This is a genomic window from Pseudomonas sp. Irchel 3H3 (genome assembly GCF_900187635.1).
Classification (GTDB): domain Bacteria; phylum Pseudomonadota; class Gammaproteobacteria; order Pseudomonadales; family Pseudomonadaceae; genus Aquipseudomonas.
The window spans coordinates 274,616-296,125 of sequence record NZ_FYEC01000003.1; the positions used below are offsets into that span (position 1 = coordinate 274,616).

The 21,510-nt window shown below is 54.9% G+C and carries 19 protein-coding genes and 1 tRNA gene; 8 read left to right on the top strand and 12 right to left on the bottom strand.

The genetic code is table 11. The features are described from left to right. Positions 1 to 189: 189 nt before the first annotated feature. Both cysE and trmJ read right to left on the bottom strand, forming a co-directional pair. Entirely contained in the window at positions 190 to 966 is a 777-nt protein-coding gene (cysE, locus tag CKW24_RS05905) for a serine O-acetyltransferase (protein ID WP_095166057.1), read from the bottom strand. 2 nt (positions 967 to 968) lie between these two features. Then, a complete protein-coding gene (gene trmJ / locus CKW24_RS05910) occupies positions 969 to 1,739 on the bottom strand; it encodes a tRNA (cytosine(32)/uridine(32)-2'-O)-methyltransferase TrmJ (protein WP_095166058.1) in 771 nt (256 codons plus the stop codon). Between the two features lie 145 nt (positions 1,740 to 1,884). On the opposite strand from trmJ, the gene suhB reads away from it, so the two are divergent. Next, positions 1,885 to 2,703 (top strand): inositol-phosphate phosphatase, encoded by an 819-nt coding sequence (suhB, locus tag CKW24_RS05915; RefSeq protein WP_003185165.1) that lies wholly within the window; start codon positions 1,885 to 1,887, stop codon positions 2,701 to 2,703. A 141-nt stretch (positions 2,704 to 2,844) separates the two neighbouring features. Here the strand turns inward: suhB and CKW24_RS05920 are convergent, their stop codons facing one another. From CKW24_RS05920 to queA, 6 genes are all read right to left on the bottom strand, one after another. Further along, positions 2,845 to 3,393, bottom strand: coding sequence for a glycine zipper 2TM domain-containing protein (locus CKW24_RS05920; protein WP_095166060.1), 549 nt, complete (start codon positions 3,391 to 3,393; stop codon positions 2,845 to 2,847). Between the two features lie 119 nt (positions 3,394 to 3,512). Then, a complete protein-coding gene (gene secF, locus CKW24_RS05925) occupies positions 3,513 to 4,427 on the bottom strand; it encodes a protein translocase subunit SecF (protein WP_095166062.1) in 915 nt (304 codons plus the stop codon). Positions 4,428 to 4,436: 9 nt separating this feature from the next. Continuing rightward, complete coding sequence (gene secD / locus CKW24_RS05930; RefSeq protein WP_095166064.1) at positions 4,437 to 6,305, bottom strand: protein translocase subunit SecD; 1,869 nt, start codon at positions 6,303 to 6,305, stop codon at positions 4,437 to 4,439. Between the two features lie 62 nt (positions 6,306 to 6,367). Further along, positions 6,368 to 6,703, bottom strand: coding sequence for a preprotein translocase subunit YajC (gene yajC / locus CKW24_RS05935; protein ID WP_095166066.1), 336 nt, complete (start codon positions 6,701 to 6,703; stop codon positions 6,368 to 6,370). A 44-nt stretch (positions 6,704 to 6,747) separates the two neighbouring features. Continuing rightward, positions 6,748 to 7,863: a tRNA guanosine(34) transglycosylase Tgt gene (gene tgt, locus CKW24_RS05940; protein WP_162530238.1), complete on the bottom strand. Its 1,116-nt coding sequence runs from the start codon at positions 7,861 to 7,863 to the stop codon at positions 6,748 to 6,750. Between the two features lie 14 nt (positions 7,864 to 7,877). Beyond that, positions 7,878 to 8,927 carry a tRNA preQ1(34) S-adenosylmethionine ribosyltransferase-isomerase QueA gene (gene queA / locus CKW24_RS05945; RefSeq protein ID WP_095166070.1) on the bottom strand — a complete coding sequence of 350 codons (1,050 nt, stop codon included), beginning with the start codon at positions 8,925 to 8,927 and terminating at the stop codon, positions 7,878 to 7,880. A 107-nt stretch (positions 8,928 to 9,034) separates the two neighbouring features. Between queA and CKW24_RS05950 the strand changes: the two genes are divergently transcribed. From CKW24_RS05950 to CKW24_RS05965, 4 genes are all read left to right on the top strand, one after another. After that, positions 9,035 to 9,119 (top strand) — tRNA-Leu (locus tag CKW24_RS05950). A gap of 249 nt (positions 9,120 to 9,368) precedes the next feature. After that, entirely contained in the window at positions 9,369 to 9,815 is a 447-nt protein-coding gene (tnpB, locus tag CKW24_RS05955) for an IS66 family insertion sequence element accessory protein TnpB (RefSeq protein WP_256585405.1), read from the top strand. An 18-nt stretch (positions 9,816 to 9,833) separates the two neighbouring features. Next, positions 9,834 to 11,366: an IS66 family transposase gene (locus tag CKW24_RS05960; protein ID WP_095166072.1), complete on the top strand. Its 1,533-nt coding sequence runs from the start codon at positions 9,834 to 9,836 to the stop codon at positions 11,364 to 11,366. Positions 11,367 to 11,560: 194 nt separating this feature from the next. Continuing rightward, positions 11,561 to 13,531 (top strand): AIPR family protein, encoded by a 1,971-nt coding sequence (locus tag CKW24_RS05965; protein ID WP_095166074.1) that lies wholly within the window; start codon positions 11,561 to 11,563, stop codon positions 13,529 to 13,531. Between the two features lie 214 nt (positions 13,532 to 13,745). On the opposite strand, the gene CKW24_RS05970 is transcribed toward CKW24_RS05965, so the two are convergent. The 3 genes from CKW24_RS05970 to CKW24_RS28580 form a co-directional block, all read right to left on the bottom strand. Next, on the bottom strand, positions 13,746 to 14,300 hold the full coding sequence (locus tag CKW24_RS05970) for a YfbU family protein (RefSeq protein WP_095166076.1): 555 nt from the start codon (positions 14,298 to 14,300) through the stop codon (positions 13,746 to 13,748). A 9-nt stretch (positions 14,301 to 14,309) separates the two neighbouring features. Next, the gene (locus CKW24_RS27745) at positions 14,310 to 14,582 is read right to left on the bottom strand and encodes a hypothetical protein (RefSeq protein ID WP_143501146.1); all 273 of its coding nucleotides are present in this window, start codon (positions 14,580 to 14,582) and stop codon (positions 14,310 to 14,312) included. A 555-nt stretch (positions 14,583 to 15,137) separates the two neighbouring features. After that, complete coding sequence (locus tag CKW24_RS28580) at positions 15,138 to 17,471, bottom strand: YecA family protein (RefSeq protein ID WP_095166144.1); 2,334 nt, start codon at positions 17,469 to 17,471, stop codon at positions 15,138 to 15,140. An 864-nt stretch (positions 17,472 to 18,335) separates the two neighbouring features. On the opposite strand from CKW24_RS28580, the gene CKW24_RS05980 reads away from it, so the two are divergent. Further along, positions 18,336 to 19,208 (top strand): hypothetical protein, encoded by an 873-nt coding sequence (locus CKW24_RS05980; RefSeq protein ID WP_095166078.1) that lies wholly within the window; start codon positions 18,336 to 18,338, stop codon positions 19,206 to 19,208. A gap of 250 nt (positions 19,209 to 19,458) precedes the next feature. Next, positions 19,459 to 20,100: a hypothetical protein gene (locus CKW24_RS05985; RefSeq protein ID WP_095166080.1), complete on the top strand. Its 642-nt coding sequence runs from the start codon at positions 19,459 to 19,461 to the stop codon at positions 20,098 to 20,100. A gap of 105 nt (positions 20,101 to 20,205) precedes the next feature. On the opposite strand, the gene CKW24_RS05990 is transcribed toward CKW24_RS05985, so the two are convergent. Then, entirely contained in the window at positions 20,206 to 20,691 is a 486-nt protein-coding gene (locus CKW24_RS05990; RefSeq protein WP_095166082.1) for an Lrp/AsnC family transcriptional regulator, read from the bottom strand. 316 nt (positions 20,692 to 21,007) lie between these two features. On the opposite strand from CKW24_RS05990, the gene CKW24_RS06000 reads away from it, so the two are divergent. After that, positions 21,008 to 21,430 (top strand): DUF2000 domain-containing protein, encoded by a 423-nt coding sequence (locus tag CKW24_RS06000; RefSeq protein WP_095166086.1) that lies wholly within the window; start codon positions 21,008 to 21,010, stop codon positions 21,428 to 21,430. Positions 21,431 to 21,510: the final 80 nt, after the last annotated feature.

Genomic DNA, 21,510 nt, shown 5'->3' on the forward strand with positions numbered 1-21,510 from the left:
CTTTAGTCAGGTTTACCTGCAAAAGAGCGCGCGTATCATAGCAAAGGCTGGCCGCTAACAGCCAGTAGTACCGCGTGATCGTTCATCGCGGGCAAGCCCGCTCCCACAGGGATTTTCGGTGCTAACACAGGCTGTGCATCACCGAAGACCTTGTGGGAGCGGGCTCGCCCGCGATGGGGGCGACTCGGTCTAGCTGGCCTGGGTCTGATCCTTGTCTTTCACACAGGCGAAATCTTCTTCGCGCAACTCAGGCAGGTCCTTGGCACAGTACGGGCTGCCGAGGTCTTTCAGCGCGCCGCACATCCCTTCCAGACGACCATCCACCGCCTGCAGGTGGTCGAGCAACTGACCAATGGCCCGTGCCACCGGGTCAGGCATGTCTTCGCCGACACCGTAGGCATCAAATCCGATCTTCTCGGCCATGGCCTTGCGCTTGGCCTCCTGCTCGTCGTCGGACTTGACGATGATCCGCCCTGGAATCCCGACCACAGTCGCACCGGCCGGCACCGCCTTGGTCACCACCGCATTGGAGCCGACCTTGGCGCCCGCCCCTACGGTGAACGGCCCCAGCACCTTGGCGCCGGCACCCACCACCACACCATCTTCCAGCGTCGGGTGGCGCTTGCCTTTATTCCAGCTGGTACCGCCCAGGGTCACGCCCTGATACAGCGTCACGTCATCACCGATCTCGGCGGTTTCACCAATGACGATGCCCATACCGTGATCAATAAAGAAGCGTCGGCCGACCTTGGCACCCGGGTGAATCTCGATCCCGGTCAACCAGCGACCGAAGTTCGAGACCAACCGCGCCAGCCATTTCCAGCCCCAACCCCACAGCGCCGCCGACAGGCGATGAATCCAGATCGCGTGCATGCCCGGGTAGCAGGTCAGCACTTCGAATGCATTACGTGCCGCCGGGTCTCGGTGGAAAACGCTCTGGATATCTTCACGCAAACGCTCGAACATCATTAATCCTTCCGCTTAAGGAGCTCACCACGGGCCGCTTTCTGGGTTTCCGTGAGGATGCCACGCAAAATATTCATCTCCGCCCGGCTGACCGAGCTTCGTCCGTACAGCCGGCGCAGGCGCGCCATCAAGTGCCGCGGTTTTTCCGGATCGAGAAACTCGATGGCCACCAGGGTCTGCTCCAGGTGCTCATAGAATCGCTCCAGCTCATCCATGGTCGCCAGCTCACCGCTCTTGGTGGACGCCACTTCTTCCTTCTCGACCTTGCTTGGCTGGCCTTGCGCGGCCAACCAGGACATGCGCACCTCATAGCTCAACACCTGCACCGCGGCCCCCAGGTTCAGCGAGCTGAACTCAGGGTCCGAAGGAATGTGCACGTGATAATGACATCGCTGCAGCTCTTCATTGGTCAGGCCGGAATCTTCACGACCAAACACCAGGGCAATCTCGGCGCCGGACCCCGCTTCCTCGACCACCTTGGTCCCGCACTCGCGCGGATCGAGCAGCGGCCAGGGAATGCGACGATCGCGCGCGCTGGTGCCAAGCACCAGGTTACAGCCCACCAGCGCATCTTCCAGGGTGGCGACCACTTGTGCGTTTTCCAGGATATCGCCGGCACCCGAGGCCCGTGCATCGGCCTCGTGATGGGGAAACAGCCGCGGCTCCACCAGCACCAGGCGCGACAGCCCCATGTTCTTCATGGCACGCGCAGCCCCACCGATGTTTCCCGGATGACTGGTATTGACCAGGACGACACGAATGTTCTGCAGCAAGGGAGGCGCTCTCTGACAGGGAATTTGGTCGCAAATCTTACAGTTCATCCTAAAGTTAAGCTACGAAAGCAAACGTCGTCGTTCACCTGTAGAAACTTTCTGCTAGAATGCTCGGCTTTCTTTAACAACCTTAGGTGACACATCCATGCAGCCCATGCTGAATATCGCGCTGCGCGCCGCCCGCAGCGCCAGTGAATTGATTTTCCGCTCCATCGAGCGCCTGGATACCATCAAGGTCGATGAAAAAGACGCCAAGGACTACGTGTCCGAAGTGGATCGCGCGGCCGAACAGAAAATCGTCGACGCCCTGCGCAAAGCCTACCCGAACCACTCGATCCTCGGCGAAGAGACCGGCATGCACGCCGGCACCGGTATCGAAGGCGAAGAGTACCTGTGGATCATCGACCCACTGGACGGCACCACCAACTTCCTGCGTGGCATCCCCCACTTCGCCGTCAGCATCGCCTGCAAATACCGTGGTCGCCTGGAACACGCCGTGGTCCTGGACCCGGTTCGCCAGGAAGAATTCACCGCCAGCCGTGGCCGTGGCGCCCAACTGAACGGTCGTCGCCTGCGCGTCAGCGGTCGTACCAGCCTGGACGGCGCCCTGCTGGGTACTGGCTTCCCGTTCCGTGACGACCAGATGGACAACCTCGACAACTACCTGGGCATGTTCCGCGCCCTGGTTGGCCAGACTGCCGGCATCCGCCGCGCTGGCGCCGCAAGCCTGGACCTGGCGTACGTCGCCGCCGGCCGTTTCGACGCATTCTGGGAGTCGGGCCTGTCCGAGTGGGACATGGCTGCAGGCGCCCTGCTGATCCAGGAAGCAGGCGGCCTGGTGAGCGACTTCACCGGCGGTCACGACTTCCTCGAAAAAGGCCACATCGTTGCCGGCAACACCAAATGCTTCAAGGCAGTCCTGACGGCCATCCAGCCGCACCTGCCAGCCTCGCTGAAACGCTAAGCTTCCAGCGACAGAGAAAGCACCCTGCGGGGTGCTTTTTTTATGCCTGCCATTTGCCCTCCTACAGGGGATTGCGGCGGTGCATGGATCGCGGGCACAAAAAAGCACCCCGCAGGGTGCTTCTTTTTTAATCCGAACCCTTTATTGAGCCGGTTCGTTCTGGCCCAGGACCAACTGACCTTCCTTGTTGACCGGAATCTGGTTGCCTGGATCGCGATCCATGCGCACCTTGCCTTCCTTGCCATCAAGCGAATAACGCACGTCGTAGCCTACGACCTTGTCGCTGATGTCATTGACCGTGTTGCAACGGGTCTGCGTGGTGGTGTAGGTGTCACGCTCCTGCATGCCTTCCTGCACCTTGTTACCGGCATAACCGCCACCTACCGCACCAGCGACCGTGGCGATCTTCTTGCCGGTGCCGCCACCGATCTGGTTACCCAACAGGCCACCGGCCAGCGCACCGACCACGGTACCTGCGATCTGGTGTTGATCCTTGACCGGCGCCTGACGGGTCACGGTCACGTCCTTGCACACTTCACGTGGAGTCTTGATCTGTTTCTTGACCGGTTCAACGGCCAGTACTTGCGCATACTCAGGGCCGCTTTTTACCAGGCTGTAGGTGGCAACAGCACCCCCGGCAGTCACACCGACAGCACCCAATACCGCACCAACCAGCAACGACTTGTTCACATGAACCTCCTGACCATCACATGCGGGACATGCCCGCGCTTCTCCCAGCCTTGGAGCACAAAAAAAGGCGCGAGTTCAATACTCGCGCCTTTTTGGGTACTACCAAGTGGGAAAACGTCTCAAGGACGGTCGTCCACTTCCTTATCGGTGTTGACCGTAGGGATCAGGTCTTCACTGCTCAGGTTCAGCCAGATCAGCACCACGTTGGCGATGTAGATCGACGAGTAAGTACCCGCCAATACACCCACCAGCAGGGCCAGGGAGAAGCCGTACAGGTTGTCGCCACCGAAGAACAGCAGCGCGGCGATCGCCAACAGGGTCGAAACCGAGGTGGCAATGGTGCGCAGCAGGGTCTGGGTGGTCGAGATGTTGATGTTCTCGATCAGCGTCGCCTTGCGCAGTACACGGAAGTTCTCACGCACCCGGTCGAACACCACGATGGTGTCGTTGAGCGAGTAACCGATGATCGCCAGTACCGCCGCCAGCACCGTCAGGTCGAAGGTGATCTGGAAGAACGACAGGATACCGATGGTCACGATCACGTCGTGGATCAGCGACACGATGGCCCCGACCGCAAATTTCCACTGAAAGCGGAACGCCAGGTAGATCAAGATGCCGCCCAGCGCCATGAGCATGCCGAGGCCGCCCTGGTCGCGCAGTTCTTCACCTACCTGCGGGCCGACGAACTCGACGCGCTTGACCACGGCCGGGTTGTCGCCGCCGACCTTCTGCAAGGCCTCGGCTACCTGGTGACCCAGTTGCGGGTCTTCGCCTGGCATGCGCACCAGCAAGTCGGTGGTCGCACCAAAGCTCTGCACCACCGCCTCGTGATAACCCGAGGTAACCAGTTGCTCACGCACCTTGGTCACATCGGCCGGACGCTCATAGGTCAGCTCGATCAGCGTACCGCCGGTGAAGTCCAGGCCATAGTTCATGCCCTTGGTGGCAACACTGAACAACGCCAGCACCGTGAGGAACAATGTGACGCCGAACGCTACGTTGCGAACGCCCATGAAGTTGATTGTACGTAACATGGCAGCCCCTTAAATCCACAACTTCTTGAAGTCACGACCGCCGAAGATCAGGTTGACCATCGCACGAGTAACCATGATGGCCGTGAACATCGAGGTCAGAACCCCGAGGGACATGGTCACGGCGAAGCCCTTGACCGGACCTGTGCCCATGGCAAACAGAATCCCGCCCACCAGCAAGGTGGTCAGGTTGGCGTCGAGAATCGCGGTGAATGCGCGCCCGAAACCTTCGTTGATCGCCCGCTGCACCGTCATGCCCGCCGCGATCTCTTCACGAATCCGCGAGAAGATCAGTACGTTGGCGTCGACCGCCATACCCATGGTCAAGACGATACCGGCGATGCCTGGCAGGGTCAGGGTTGCACCCAGCAGCGACATCAGGGCCAGCAGCAACACCATGTTCACGCCCAGCGCCACGGTGGCGATCAAGCCGAAGAAGCGGTAGATGGCCATGATGAACAGCGACACGAACAGCATGCCCCACAGCGACGCATCGATACCCTTGGTGATGTTGTCAGCACCCAGGCTTGGACCGATGGTACGTTCTTCAGCGAAGTACATCGGGGCCGCCAGACCACCGGCGCGCAGCAGCAACGCCAGCTCCGAGGATTCGCCCTGGCCGTTCAGGCCAGTGATGCGGAACTGCGCGCCCAGCGGCGACTGGATAGTCGCCAGGCTGATGATCTTCTTCTCTTCCTTGAAGGTTTGCACCGCCACGTCTTTCTCGACGCCGTCGACGACCTGCTTGACGTAGGTGGTCACAGGACGTTGCTCGATGAAGATCACCGCCATGCTGCGACCGACGTTGGAGCGGGTCGCACGGTTCATCAGCTCGCCGCCATGACCGTCCAGGCGAATGTTCACCTCTGGGGTGCCGTGCTCGCCGAAACCGGCCTTGGCGTCAGTTACCTGGTCGCCAGTGATGATCAGGCCACGCTCGATCTGCGCAGGAGGACGCTTGCCCTCGCGGAATTCGAACATCTCGGAAGTGGCTTTGGACGCGCCCGGCTCTGCTGCCAGACGGAACTCAAGGTTGGCCGTCTTGCCCAGGATTCGCTTGGCTTCGGCAGTGTCCTGCACGCCTGGTAGTTCAACCACGATGCGGTTGGCACCCTGACGCTGAACGATAGGCTCGGCAACACCCAGCTCGTTGACGCGGTTACGTACCGTGGTCAAGTTCTGCTTGATGGAGTACTCACGGATTTCCGCCAGCTTGGCCGGGGTCATCGCCAGACGCAGTACCGGCTGACCATTGAGGTCGGCGGGAACAATGTCGAAATCGCTGAAGCTCTTGCGGATCAGTGCACGGGCCTGTTCGCGGGCTGCTTCATCAGTGAAGCCCAGCTGGATGGCACCGTTGAGTTGCGGCAGGCTGCGATAGCGCAGGCGCTCTTTGCGCAACAGGCTCTTGACGTCGCCTTCGTAGACTTTCATGCGGGCGTCGATGGCTTTGTCCATGTCCACTTCCAGGAGGAAGTGCACACCACCGGACAAGTCCAGACCCAGCTTCATCGGGTGCGCGCCGAGGCTGCGCAGCCATTGCGGGGTGGTTTGTGCCAGGTTCAGTGCAACGACATAGTCATCACCCAAGGCCTTGCGCACGACATCCTTGGCCGGAAGCTGGTCTTCCTGCTTGGTCAGGCGAATCAGGCCGCCCTTGCCGTTGGCTGCCAGCGTGGCCGCCTTGACGGTGATCCCGGACTCGTTGAGCGCTTTGCTCACACGATCCAGATCCGCCTGATTGACCTGCAGCGCAGTGCTCGCACCGCTGACCTGAATAGCCGGGTCATCAGGGTAAAGATTGGGAGCGGAATAAACCAGACCGATCGCCAGCACCGCCAGGATCAGTACGTATTTCCACAGAGGGTATTTGTTCAGCATCACGCCGCCCGCTTATGACGCGGGGCGCCTTGCGCGCCCCGTCGATTGGTAGAAGATGAAACTCAGATCGCTTTCAGCGTGCCTTTTGGCAGCGTGGCAGCGATGGCGCCTTTCTGGAACTTCAGCTCTACCGAGTCAGAAACTTCGAGAACCACGAAATCATCCGCTACTTTGGTGATCTTGCCGGCGATGCCGCCGGAGGTCACAACTTCATCACCTTTTTGCAAGTTGCTCAGCAGGTTCTTCTGCTCTTTGGCGCGTTTGGCCTGTGGACGCCAGATCATCAGGTAGAAGATGACCAGGAAACCGACCAGGAAAATCCACTCAAAGCCAGTGCCAGCAGGGCCGGCAGCAGGTGCAGCGGCGTCTGCCATCGCATTCGAGATAAAAAAGCTCATTTAGCACTCCAGTTGCAGAATTAGTGTCTTAAACGTTTTAAAACTCAGTCCAAAGGCGGAACAGGCAACCCGCGCTTGGCATAGAAGGCATCGACAAAGGCGGCCAATGTACCCTGTTGAATAGCCTCGCGCAAACCAGCCATAAGCACTTGGTAATGGCGCAAATTGTGGATGGTATTGAGCATGCTTCCCAGCATTTCGCCGCACTTGTCCAGATGATGCAGATAAGCGCGGGAGAAGTTCTGGCAGGTATAGCAATCGCAGGTCGGATCGAGCGGCGAATCATCATGGCGATGAAACGCGTTACGGATCTTCAGCACACCAGTATCAATGAACAGATGCCCATTGCGGGCATTACGGGTTGGCATCACGCAATCGAACATGTCCACCCCGCGGCGCACACCCTCAACCAAGTCTTCCGGCTTGCCAACACCCATAAGGTAACGAGGTTTGTCAGCCGGCATCTGGCCCGGAAGGTAGTCCAGCACCTTGATCATCTCGTGCTTGGGCTCGCCCACCGACAGGCCGCCAATGGCCAGGCCGTCAAAACCGATCTTGTCGAGGCCTTCCAGGGAGCGCATGCGCAGGTCCTGGTGCATGCCGCCCTGAACGATCCCGAACAGCGCCGCGGTGTTCTCGCCATGGGCGTTTTTCGAACGCTGGGCCCAGCGCAGCGACAGCTCCATGGAGATCCGCGCCACGTCTTCGTCGGCCGGGTACGGCGTGCATTCGTCAAAAATCATCACGATGTCGGAGCCCAGGTCACGCTGGACCTGCATCGACTCTTCCGGGCCCATGAACACCTTGGCGCCGTCCACAGGCGAGGCGAAGGTCACGCCCTCCTCCTTGATCTTGCGCATGGCGCCCAGGCTGAACACCTGGAAACCACCGGAGTCGGTCAGGATCGGGCCTTTCCACTGCATGAAATCATGCAGGTCGCCGTGCTTCTTGATCACTTCAGTGCCAGGACGCAGCCACAGGTGGAAGGTATTGCCCAGGATGATCTCGGCGCCCGTGGCCACGATATCCCGCGGCAACATGCCCTTGACCGTGCCGTAGGTACCCACCGGCATGAACGCCGGGGTCTCGACGGTGCCACGCGGGAACGTCAGGCGCCCGCGACGGGCTTTGCCGTCGGTGGCCAAAAGCTCGAAAGACATACGACAGGTGCGACTCATGCTGTTTCCTCTGGGCCGCGCGGTGCGGGATTGCGGGTGATGAACATCGCATCACCGTAGCTGAAAAAGCGGTACCCATGCTCGACGGCTGCCTGATAGGCGGCCATGGTCTCGGGGTACCCGGCGAACGCCGAAACCAGCATCAACAGCGTGGATTCGGGCAAATGGAAGTTGGTGACCAGGGCATCGACCACATGGAACGGCCGGCCCGGGAAAATAAAGATATCGGTGTCGCCGCTGAACGGCTTGAGCACGCCATCGCGCGCTGCACTTTCCAGCGAACGCACGCTGGTGGTCCCCACGGCCACCACCCGCCCACCGCGCGCCCGACAGGCCGCCACTGCGTCCACCACGTCCTGGCCAACTTCCAGCCACTCGCTGTGCATGTGGTGGTCTTCGAGCTTCTCGACACGCACCGGCTGAAAGGTGCCAGCCCCCACGTGCAGGGTCACGAACGCAGTCTCGATGCCCTTGGCGGCAATCGCCTCCAGCAGCGGCTGATCGAAATGCAGCCCCGCCGTCGGCGCCGCCACTGCGCCCAGGCGCTCGGAGTACACCGTCTGGTAGCGCTCGCGGTCGGCGTCTTCATCCGGACGGTCTATATAAGGAGGCAGCGGCATATGCCCGACGCGGTCGAGCAGCGGCAACACTTCCTCGGCAAACCCCAGCTCGAACAGCGCATCGTGGCGCGCCAGCATCTCGGCCTCGCCCCCACCGTCGATGAGGATCTTCGAGCCAGGCTTGGGCGACTTGCTGGAGCGCACATGGGCCAGCACGCGGTGACTGTCGAGCACCCGCTCCACCAGAATTTCCAGCTTGCCGCCGGAAGCCTTCTGGCCAAACAGCCGCGCCGGAATCACCCGGGTATTGTTGAACACCATCAAGTCGCCCGGGCGCAAATGCTCAAGCAAATCAGTGAATTGACGGTGCGCCAGGGCGCCGCTAGGCCCATCCAGGGTCAGCAGGCGACTGCCGCGCCGCTCAGCCAAAGGATGGCGAGCGATCAGCGAATCAGGGAGTTCGAAAGTAAAGTCAGCAACGCGCATGATGGGGTTCGTCTAGCAGGGCCGGGAAGTCTAGCGGAAATATCAAAAATTCTCCATGTACCTGATTGACCGACGGTTATCACCTCTCTATACTTCGCCGCCATTGAGCCCTGATGGCGGAATTGGTAGACGCGGCGGATTCAAAATCCGTTTTCGAAAGGAGTGGGAGTTCGAGTCTCCCTCGGGGCACCAAAATTAAGAAAGGTCTTGCTTAGCAAGGCCTTTTTTTTCGCCTACAGAAAAACCACCCCACCCCTGTGGGAGCTGGCTTGCCAGCGATGCTTTTGATCTGCCCTTCAATCCCACCCGCACCGCCGGAACCTTTCACAAGGATTCCCCCCATGGAATTGCGCCTGGAAACCGTCGCCCTCTTCACCCTCAAGCTGGCTTATGAGACGGAAGGTCAGAGTCCGATTTTGCGGGATGATTTGGTGATGGGGGATGTATGCGATCCATAAACCCCACATTCAAACTCACCACCTGATCCCCGATGCTGTGCTCCCGATTCCTTTCCGGCGCCAGCACCTCATGATGCGTCCCGACGCAAAAGTCGAAAAAGTCTATCTCTACCCCAAGCCCGTCGACTTCCGAAAATCCATCGACGGCCTTGCCGCTCTGGTCGAACTGGACATCAAGGTCGCGGTGTTTGACCCGGTGCTTTTCGTGTTCCTCAACAAGCCTCGCAACCGAGTGAAGATTTTGTATTGGGAGCGCAACGGCTTCTGCCTTTGGCTAAAGCGCCTGGAGTCCGAGCGCTTCAAAACATCGCCGGATTGTTCGGATGAAGCCATCGTACTGACGGTTCAAGAACTCAACTGGTTACTGGACGGTTTTGATTTGTGGCGCAACCGTCCGCATCAAGTTTTGACGCCTCGATTCGTCGCCTGATTCGGTATAATCCAGGGCATGATTTCCATGCCAAAAGACCTTCCTGACGACCCTGTTTTGCTCAAGCAGCTGCTTGAGCAAATGCTGAGTGAGCGCGAGTCGGATAAGGGCAAAATCGTTCATCTCGAAGAAGAAAACGCGCTGTTGCGTCAGCGCCTTTTCGGGCGCAAATCAGAGCAAACAGCCGATCCCGCGACTCCGCAAATGGCCTTGTTCAACGAAGCTGAAAGCGTGGCCGAGTCTGTCGACGAAACGGTGGAAGAAGAGGTCGTAGCTCCGACCAAACATCGCGGTAAACGCCAGCCTCTGCCCGCCGATCTTCCGCGCATTGAAGTCATCCACGAACTGCCCGAGCACGAACTGATCTGCGCCTGCGGTTGCCGTAAACACACCATTGGCGAGGAAATCAGCGAGCAGCTTGAGATCGTGCCGATGCAAATCCGCGTGATCAAACATGTGCGCAAGATCTACGGTTGCCGCGATTGCGAAACCGCACCGGTTACAGCGGACAAGCCCGCTCAACTGATTGAAAAAAGCATGGCCAGCCCGAGTGTCCTGGCGATGCTGCTGACGACCAAATACGTCGACGGCTTACCGCTTCACCGCTTCGAAAAAGTGCTGGGCCGCCACGGTATCGATATCCCACGCCAGACCTTGGCTCGATGGGTTATCCAGTGCGGTGAACACTTGCAGCCGTTGCTGAATTTGATGCGCGACCGGCTACTGGAAAGCCGCGTCATCCACTGCGACGAAACGCGTGTACAGGTGCTGAAAGAGCCAGATCGAGAGCCCACCAGCCAATCCAGGATGTGGGTGCAAACCGGCGGGCCGCCGGATCAACCCGTTATCTTATTTGACTACTCGACCAGCCGGGCGCAGGAGGTTCCGTCGCGCCTGCTCGAAGGTTATCGCGGTTACCTGATGACCGATGATTACGCTGGTTATAACGCCTTGGGGGCGCAATCCGGTGTCGACCGTTTAGGCTGTTGGGCACATGCGCGGCGCAAGTTTGTCGAGGCGCAAAAAGTGCAGCCTAAAGGCAAAACCGGGCGTGCCGATATCGCCCTGAATCTGATCAACAAGCTGTACGGTATCGAGCGAGATTTGAAAGAAGTCGGCGATGAATATCGCCACGAGAGCCGACAGCAAAACAGCCTGCCGGTGTTGGCGCAGTTGCACACATGGCTGGAGAAAACCCAGCCACAAGTGACGGCGCAAAATGCACTGGGCAAAGCCATCAGCTACCTGGCCAGCAACTGGATCAAGTTGGTGCGCTACACCGAAGCCGGTTACTTGCCGATCGACAACAATGCGGCCGAGCGTGCAATCCGGCCCTTCGTTATCGGGCGCAAGAATTGGCTGTTCAGCGACACGCCCAAAGGCGCGATGGCCAGCGCTCAACTTTACAGCCTGGTCGAGACGGCTAAAGCCAACGGCCAAGAGCCCTATGCGTGGTTGCGCCACGCACTTGAACGCCTGCCACAGGCAACCTCGGTTGAAGATTACGAAGCCTTACTGCCTTGGAACTGCTCGTTCGCATCGCACCGCTAAGCGCGCCGCCTATTTTTGAATAGGTGGGGTTCATGGAGCGCTTACATTGAATTGCCATCCGCAGTAAAGGCCCGTTGACACTCACCCGCCAAATCCGCGATAAGGGAGAAATCCTAAAAGGAAAGTTACGATCGCCATTCAGAAAAAAGCTATAAGACCACGAGTTTAACTTACAAAAACCAAGAGTTCTGAGCATGGCCAAAAACGACACAATACTTGTAGATTCGTTGCTACAGCAAATGCAAGAAAAAACACCTGGCGATATAGGCGATATTTTCGAGAGATTTGCGCTGGATCAGATATTAAAAAGTTTCGATCTTTCTTCAGAAGAGATGGATTTCGGATGGACGGATGGCTCGCTAGATGGTGGAGTCGACGGACTTTATATATTGATCAACGGCCGACTACTAACGGATGCAACAGATTTTTCATGGCCTAGATCCGGGGCGGAAATTAAGGTTTTCATCATAACATGCAAACATCACGAGACATTCCAACAAGCCCCTCTCGACTCCCTCCTTGCAACAGCCCAAGACATTTTTGATCTCGCCCTTACAAACTCAGAATTATCTGGTAAGTATTCAGCAAAAATAAAGCAGTGTCGGGACTTATTCATAACAGCCTTCAAACATTTATCTCTTTATAGACCTACGATTTCATTCGATATCGTTTACGCCTCCAGAGGAAATACTGAACTACTCGGCAAGAGCATTGAAGCAAGAGCGAATCAGCTTACAGCTTTATTAAATTCCTACTTTAGTGCTTCAACCGCAAAATTCACGGCTCTTGGAGCAGCAGAATTGGTTGAGCGCTACCGTCAGGTACGCAGCTTCGCACTTGATTTGCCAGTGCAGGAATGTCTAACTGCCGGACAGGAAGGGTATGTAGTTCTGGCCAAGCTGAGAGATTATAGTTCTTTTGTTCAAGATGAAGAGAAGAACTTACGACGATACCTTTTTGACTCCAATGTACGCGCCTATCTCGGAGCCAATCTTGTCAACGCTGATATCCGCAATACACTTAGTGATAGCTCAGCGCCCAACTTTTGGTGGTTGAACAACGGAGTAACAATATTAGCCACTAGCGCATCACTTGTTGGCAAAATGCTCAAACTGCGCGACATTCAAATTGTTAACGGCCTTCAAACGACAGAATCAATATACAAGCACTTCACCTCAGCAGTGAGATATCAAAATGATGAAAGAACACTACTAGTTAAAGTAATTGTATCCCAAGACGAAAACATCCGAGACCAAGTAATTCGAGCCACGAACAATCAAAGCTCCGTCGAACCGGCTGCGCTACACGCAACAGAAAGTATTCAGCGCAGCATCGAAGACATCTTGCTTCGCCACGATTGGTTTTACGAGCGCCGAACAAATTTTTATAAAAATGAAGGAAAACCTGAGGCTAGAATATTGTCGCCTCTCGCTATTGCCGTTGGATCTGTCGCATTACTACTAAAAAATCCTGTTAGCTCATCAAAACTGAAACAAAAAAACATTCGAACTTCTGAAGCTTATCAATCAGTATACTCGGAATCATTTCCACTTAATGCATGGCCTGTGATTGCAACTCTAATTCGTAGTTCGGAACTAACAATAATGAGATCTCAACGGCACGTTCGCGGCAGTCACACAGGGATGCTATCAGCTTGGCGAGGGGCGCTAGCTTACATCGCGGTAGCTCGGATTTTGGGAACCTTTTCCTATCACCATAGAGATTTAATATCGATAGATTTGACGAAGCTAACGGACGCATTTATGGATGAATGCTGGAGTTGCATCACTCTAATCCCTGGGCGTCAAAAATCCTCTAAAATTAGCGACACCATAATGGTAAAACTGGCTGAAACGGTAAGTTCAACTTGGGGTGTAGCCGGAGCCTTGTCCGATGGAAAACGTGAAATACAAAGGCCCGTCAAAGTTGCGGCTCCTGCTCACGTGGAAAGCGAAGAGTTTTTGCTTTCCGTCTACCATGCACTCCCTTCACAGCCTTGGAAAAGCGGGGTTCACATAACCGTTGCTAAATTGCTCGAAGACAACCCCTCGAGAGTCAGCAAAGCCATAAAAGTACTTATATCGCGCGGTACAGTGATGAATCAAATCAACGGTGTAGTCTTTGATGAAAATGGAAATGAAATAGCTAGGGACTCTAACTTGTAGAGCACCTATACGCTCTCAAATTTTTTTGCAACTGAAGCTCTTTTTGACTACGCTAAAAGCGGGAGTCAGATGTACCGCAATGCCCCAAATAGGAAGCCCATTCGCCACCAGCCCCGTTTTGGCGGGGCTTTATATCACCTGTAAATTGTATTGCCAAATAAACCAATCAACTTGGCATCGGCGGACGATATAATCTACCGTCCAGTGCCGAGCCTTAACCCGCTCTGTTTTCTGGGTGAACTCTTTCAGCCAAAACACTCTCAAGTTCGTCGACGTCTAGAAGGTCCCAGTTGCCCTCCCTGACCTCTCTGAATTTGGCGAGCATTCTGCGGTACGTGCCCAACGTAGGCATATGAGCGTTGAGGTCTCGGCCACTGAAATCCTGGAATCGGTCAAGCTGATCTATAAGTATCGAGCTGATGCTGATGTATTCAGCTTCGTTGTTCCCATCGAACCCCGGAAATCTTGGTGCAGTTGTAAAGGGCTGTGTTCTGGTTAGTAATATGTTTTTTTCGTCCTGGCCTAGTTCTGCGTATGACGTTTCGATGAAGCTCCACATCTCCAAAATATCAAGCACCTCTCGCAGCTCGGGCGGCTCATCCTCTGACTTAAAAGGAATGCCTGGATATTTCCATGCTAGGCTCCACTCGTTCTCGGTATAAATAGCAGTACGTAAGAAGTCCGGGTCAACCTCGCCGACAACGTCGAGCTTGTCGTACAGCTCGCACAGCATCAGCGTTATCAGCCGTTCGCCATTAGTAAGTTTCATAGAGTTCCCTCACACATTTTCCCGTCTATCGTCCGATATTTGTTTTATCTTGGGTAAAAACAAATTAATTCCTGTGAAAGCCTGTCGTCCCGCTAGTGTCACATCTTCCAATGATTGGGCGGCGGCAATGACACCTGCCTTCTGCAAAAGTTCCTCTGACAGCGTCAGAGCTGGATTGTCGGCGTCACCAAAAAGATAGCTACTTTCATTTAAAGTAGTGCAATAGGTGACAAGTTGCGCGGAGATACTTTTAATATCAAGACCACGAAGATTACGTTGCATGCATGACGGACCAATCGCAGAAACCGCCTGTAGCATTGCTCGTGTGGATTGGAGGAGTTGGTGTGATTCGGCTACGTATCTATGGTTTACCATTCGATCTCGCACGAGCTCGGCCTGGGAGGCCGATCTGGCTGAAGCACGCGCTTCGACTCCTGCCCAGATTGCGCTACCTATTGAAGCTATTGCAGATAGGAGCCCCAGCCACCATACAAATGTATCCACAATGCCTCCTGCATTGAACCTATTTAATCGCTGCAAGCAGCGCCACTCACTTTTATACATTCAGTTGCAAAAACTCAAATGGTATCTCACTAGTTCACACCCGAGGGCTTACGGTGTCCAAAGACAAATAGTCCCGCTTGAATTACTCCTGAATTGACTAGACAAATCCGACGGAGTGTGCATGGCTAATTTTTTGTTTTCCACGACCAGCTGAAACCGACCGAAATCCGCTTTTCGATCCTCCAAGTTTCGAACGTCAACTAGCCGTTCAAAGCAGGCATAAAGGGTGAATAAGTAACGTAATTAGTCCCTATCAACAATACCGGATTGCTCTCAAAAGCCATGACACCTTTTGAATTTTTTGCCACTGCCACAAGGACACAGATTGTTCCGCCCGGGCTTTTCGATTTCCAAGGGAGGAACGACGTTTTTCGGCTGTTTGAGATTCAGCGCCCGCGTAGGTTGAGCCATACGCGCGGCGTCTTCGTAAACAAGGGCGTTTTCTACTGTTTGCTCTATCGGTACTTTGACCGTGAACAGTTGCGCTCGGTGGTAGGTTCCATCGGCACTAGCCTCTGCTACGACGCAAGTTATGTTAGAAGCCTTGACGGCCAATGCAGCTGCGCTGGCTTTGTCATTTACCTTGCACCAGTCAACTGGCTGGGCGTGGCGTTGAAGCCAAACGAATAGCGGTTCGCCGTCCCCGCCCAGAAGAAAGTAACGAGCAGGATGCTGCTTCAGAGTCTGGCGAACGTCGGACAACATCTTGGCAAGATTATTCCGGCCTTCGTCTCCTAGATCACGGATATGACTCTCAGCTGAAAGCCATCCGCGTGCTCGGGTAACGTCTAGCGCTTCAAGCAGCTTCAGCACTTCCTGAGGGAAGTTTTGCGTCGGAAACGGTCTGCTTTCCCAGTTTTCACCCTCGAAGCTTTTGTCGACTATGTCGCTCATCCCGTCCCAAATGATCATGTTTACCTTACCGCCCTTCAACTGCTCGGCAATGGTCTGATCGAAACGATTCTTCGTTAGGTACGCGCCCAAGTGGTCGAACTCATCGTAGAGATGAGCTTGGCGTATCCCCGCCACGGCCTGCCGCACTTCCATGTAGTGGGCGAATTCGCCGGGAGTGGGCAGAAAGCGCTTGAGCACGAACAGATCGTCAATGGACAACGAAACGAAAGCATACTTCCCAAGTAGTGGCTTAATCTGCGGCAGATTTTTACAGTACGTCGAAAAAGGAGAGAACGACTCGACCGTCAGCCCAATCGGAACCATTACTCGGTAGTCGGAGCGGCGGACACGGCCGCACTCTTCGTATTTGCCGTTCACCAGGTAGTAGAGCGGCACTTCATCCGCAGAATCAAGATAATTGAAGAAGCGCTCACATTGCTTGTAGGCTTTGACTACTAAGTCCTGCACGGACTGGGCATGGCGAGCGAAATCAAGTGCTGGTGATGCAATGGTTGCCGCCGCACCGGCCTTGGCTTCAACTAGAAACAGCACGTCATCGACCAAGATGAGGGTGTCATTTTCAGACCACTTATTGGTAGCTGAGTCTTTGTAATAAACTTCCTGGAAAACCGCCGCGCCGGGAAGCTGGGCGGCAAGGATGTCGACGAAAGCAGCTTCGCTCATCATCTTCTGGCGATTCTCAAAGGTCTTCTTATAGTCCGATTTTCTCTGAAGGAGATTGTAGAGAAGCGCACGATAGCCCGCATCTCGGGTGAAGCATGGGTCGACGGCGTAGTAGTCCGATCCAAGCTGGATCAGTGGCTTCTTCCGGGCGGGTAGTGTCCGATAGGGCGTTCCAGCATAATCACCCGCTGCGAAGAATTCGGTTTCTTCTCCTCGCTCGTAAGCCAGATCCGCTAGCAACGATAGTGGTAGCTTCGTGTGACGGCTCACATTGGCTATGCCGCCCCGAAACATGTCATCCATCGCCCGCTCGGTAGTTTTCGTTTGTTCGATATTGGCCGCAACCCAAGCCTCCATGACTTGTTCCAGTGGTTTGCCTTGTGTCGCAGCGAAGGCCTCCGCGGCCTCAAACCGCTCCATCATCACCGTGATTGCGTTGGCCTGACCTAAGCGCGTGGCGTCTGCCATGGACTGGAAGCCTTCCGCGATATCAGCGGCACTTACGCCATACACTTCCTTCAGGACATCATCGTGAGGCGCCAAGACGTAGCGATAGAACTCGCCTTCCAATACTGGGTAGCGGTTACCGCGCAGCATGACCCATGTAGATTTTGCGTGGAATTCAATGTCGGACGTGTCCGGACCAAATACACCGTTTTTGGTGTCGGCAGACGAGGCCATAGCGAAAAACATGGCCTGTTCTCGCAGTGTGCGACTAAGTTCAAACAACTCGGCGCACTGACTTTCGTCGAATGTTACGTCCGCTGGGGCGACGTCTGACGCGAGAACCGCGTGCACGTACTCCAGCAGAAACTGGTTTTCGTTGATCAGATCATCCGGGCTGTCCGCGTCGTTCAGCCCCTGAATGACGCGTTGGTCCGCCATCGCTTTCATCATGTACTGGGCGTAGATATATCCGAGTAAGTCATGCGGAGGCATGGCGACAATCAGTTCGCGCATGCGGGAGGCCGTGACTTCCATGTCCTTTAACAAGGAAGCAGCGGCTTCTTTTCTGATTTTTTCATCCATAAATATTTTCTGCCCGAAGTTGCTGAACCCTAGAACCATACAGAGTTGATTCCAAACGTGCCGCAAGTAAATGATAAAAAGACTGTTGACCGACTCTATCCCTAACTCGAACGTTCAAGTTTGGCCGATTGCGGCCTACGGCTGACCCAAACTTGCAAACGCTGCTGTAACACCATTTCTGGCTTGTAACACCCGACGCACGTGATAGATGAACTGCGTGTAGCATTAATAAAATACAATAAATTCAATTAGTTACTATCATTCGCCACACATGTAACACCTGTCACACGTCGTTTCGAGCCCCCACACCCCTTCAGAGATCGCGCCGCCAGCGAAAGCATACTGGGGCGCCGAAAATCGCCGGGGCCCCTGAGGGCATTCAGTGGGTACGGGGTCGGAAACCCGAGGGACTTTGTTAGCGACCAGGTGCCCAGCTTAGTGAACAGGTGAACCGCGTGAACACACCGTTCACCAGTGCAAATGCACAAGGTGTTCACAAGTCGCCGGGGTCCCTGAGCGAATATGAAAGACACGGGGCACAAAACCCGCGCGTTCGTGTTAGCGGCTGGATTTTTGAGGTTGGTTGACAGGTTGACGAATTGACACGGTTGACGAACCCCATGCGTGCGTTATCAGCAACACAAAGGGGTATCTTTACCAACACGGTAACGATGCCCCTTTTTCGTCAGGATTCTTTCAATTTCAACGTCGAAATTTCAGTAAGGTGGGGTGCCTGTCACTAACAAGATCCCGCGGGTTTCCTACCCCGTACCGTCGTGTATGCTCCAGGGGCCCCAGCGTTTTTCACGTCATAATCCACTATGACCTCACTCGTTCCTTCGAAATATTGAGACTGAGCAAGCCATGAGCCAGTTAACCACTACAGCAAGATTTGACTGCCCTCTATGTAAGAAGGAAGCGCGTGTCACGGTTGACGTACCCGAGGTCGATTGGTGCGTTGAGCCTCTGTCCGACTCGCTATCTGAGGATGACGGCGAAATGGAATGCGACAGATGCCGGGAGTTTTTCAACATAAAAATCCAGAACTCCCCTGCTGGCTGCTTTATAGAATTGCTTGATCATCCCGAGGTAAAGGTCGATGTAGAGGAGGCCCTATTTTCATCGGATGACCCGCAAGAGAATGAATGGCTTAACGACTCTATCCCACTAAGACCGTACGAAATCTACATCGATAACTACCATCATCTGGGTGAAGTGCTTGCAGAGTGCCCGCGCGGTGAACAGTATGTTTTTAGGCAGTCTGCAGCAATAATTCAGAGAATGATTTTCGCTGAGACCATTAGCTCAATGGAGGCATACCTAGGTGACATACTCCAACTGACAGTGCTTGCCACTCCAAAAGCGATGCAAAGTCTCGCGGCTAAGGATAGGGAGCTCTCGGCCGAGAAGGTGGCGTTGAGTGTCATCTTGGATAACCCAAATGTGGTCAGCGACAAAATCCGGATCTACCTCAAGGGACTGCTGTATCACAACCTACCTAAAGTCGAAGCAATCTTTAAAATCGCGCTAAACATCAACATCTTTCCAGACGAGGATCTCAAGGTCCGGCTTCTTGGATTTGTAAAAATTAGGCATGACGTTGTTCATCGGAACGGAAAAGGCAAGGACGGAGAGGAACACTCATTCCCCGCGGCATGGGTCAATGAGGTTATGGAGAACGTGAGAACTTTCATTGAAAATATTGAGAGGTCCATCGCCGACGCTCGTATTGAATGACTCTAGACATCCAGGAAAGCGAAGCAGCCGGAATGAATCTGTATCCCCGCGTGTATCCCTAGCTATATAATTGCTCTGCAAGGCATGGATTATATGGAACGCACGAGTCTCCCTCGGGGCACCATACAGCAGTAACTGAAAGCCTCTACCAGGCTTTCAGACCCAAAGAAACCGGCCATTTGAGCCGGTTTTTTTGTGCCTGTATGTTTACCCCTGCCCCCAGATGCCGCACGCAACTCAAGGACGATTCATGAACAGGATGCTCTGTGCCGCGCTGAGCCTTTCGATTATCGCGTCATCCTTGATCGGGTGCGCTGCAAAACCTGTGAAGGAACCGCTCAAAGTCCCTCAGGTTTACGGCTACACCTTGAATCAGCCGCTTTCCAGCGATGAGTTCAAGGCGCTTTCCGCTCCCGGAGGCGAGAACGGCATGGGCTCCCAGGTTTTCAATCGTATCGATGAGCAAGGCGATCTCTATGAGGTCTTGCTAGATGGGCGGATCCGCCCGGAACTTATCCGCAAGGAAAGTCGTGCTTTTGCCAGTCAACCTGAGTGCGCGGCTGAGTTTGAGGCGCAGATTGCCCAGTTGCAGCAGCTCTTTGCCAGTTACGACACACCGACTCGCGGACTAGGGCCGGAAAGTCGAACGCTCGTGCCGGGGGACCGCTATATCAGCGTAAACACTACGCAGTGCAGAATCCGTCAGTATGATCAGACGGGAACCCATCGTTATGCCGTGAGCCTGTCCGAGAACACTGTCACGGCTCCATCTGAACGAGGCGTGGGCGATAAGATCGACGATGCCTACGAGGGCGTATGGATCACTGTGCTCATGATCCCCCTGTTGCCGTTTGTGCTGGTGGGCTGGGCCGTTGACAAGGCCACCGATTGAGCTTGGTTCGGGCTCGGTTTTAGCGCGAGGGGCAGTCCGATTTTGAGGTTACCTGGGGGTAAGCGGTTGCTGCCGCATAACTAACCGAAGCCTGGATAGCTGTCCTCAGGCTTCTGGAGAGCGCTTGACCGGGAACGAGACGAAAGGCTTGATCTCCTTGAGCACAAACATACTCTGCATCTCTTTGATGCCAGGCAGCTGTCGGACCACCGACATAGCAAAGTCAGAAAAAGAGTCGAGATCACGCGCCACTACCTGCATCAGGAAGTCCGCGTCGCCACCGATGCTGTAGCACGCCACCACACCCTCCAGCTGCATCACTTGCTGCTCGAACTTCTGGGCCTCGGCTTCGCTGTGATGGTCGATTCTGACCCTTACAAACACCATCACCCCTAACCCGATCTTGCGTCGGTCCAACACCGCCCGGTAGCCCTGAATATAACGATGCTCTTCCAACTGGCGAACTCTGCGCCAGCAGGGCGAGGCCGACATGCCGATCTGGTCGGCCAGGGTCTGGTTGGTGATCCTGCCATCCTGCTGCAAGGCTGTAAGGATTTTAATATCTGTCAGACTGAGCATCTGATCGGTCATAAATTCCCACCTCTCGCAATAAAGAGGTAAATCCTACCAGAACCGATCCTCCCACGGATCAAAGTAGAAAAAAATTACCCGTCTAAAGGCGATAGTATTTCTTCAGCATCTGACATCGGATGTACAGGGCCTCAGCCTCCAGGCACAAATCGACAAATATATCCAAGGCGGACTGAAGCTCAGGCATAAATGCAAGAAAACTAAAGCGCCCTAAAGTGTAATTAAGCGGAAAAACGACTGTGGATAAGTGATCGCGATCTGACGTCATTGATAAAATCAACATAACCAACGTTTTATAGATGGAATCGAGGTGTATATGAATTTCGATGCTGCCGTTCACAAATGTGTAATTGTCGTCGACAACACGCTGGGGTTGGGACATGCAGTAAATGCGGTAAGCGTCATAGGTGTCAGTCTAGGACGTTCGGTAGAGGGTCTGGTTGGACCTGCCCTGCAAAGCAGGGACGAGGTTAATTACCCTGGAGTCATATACGCACCTTTGCCCATTTTGCGATCCAGCAGTGATCACTTGCAGGAACTCCATAAGAAAGCGCTGCTGGACAATGGAATTCATAGCATGCCCTTCAGCGCCCTGGCGCAATCCTGCAAGACGTATCAGGAATATGAAGCGCGTATCTGCGAGGCCGATAGTTCAGGTATAGAGTTGGTTGCCCTTGGTTTGGTCGGGCCACAGAAAAGCATCATCAAGTTGACGGGCAATCTTTCGTTATTTAAATGAACTGCTGAGATGCCGTATTTTTTAGAACGCAGCCATTGCGCAGATGAAAGACTGAAGTGAAGTCGTTTAATCTTGACTTC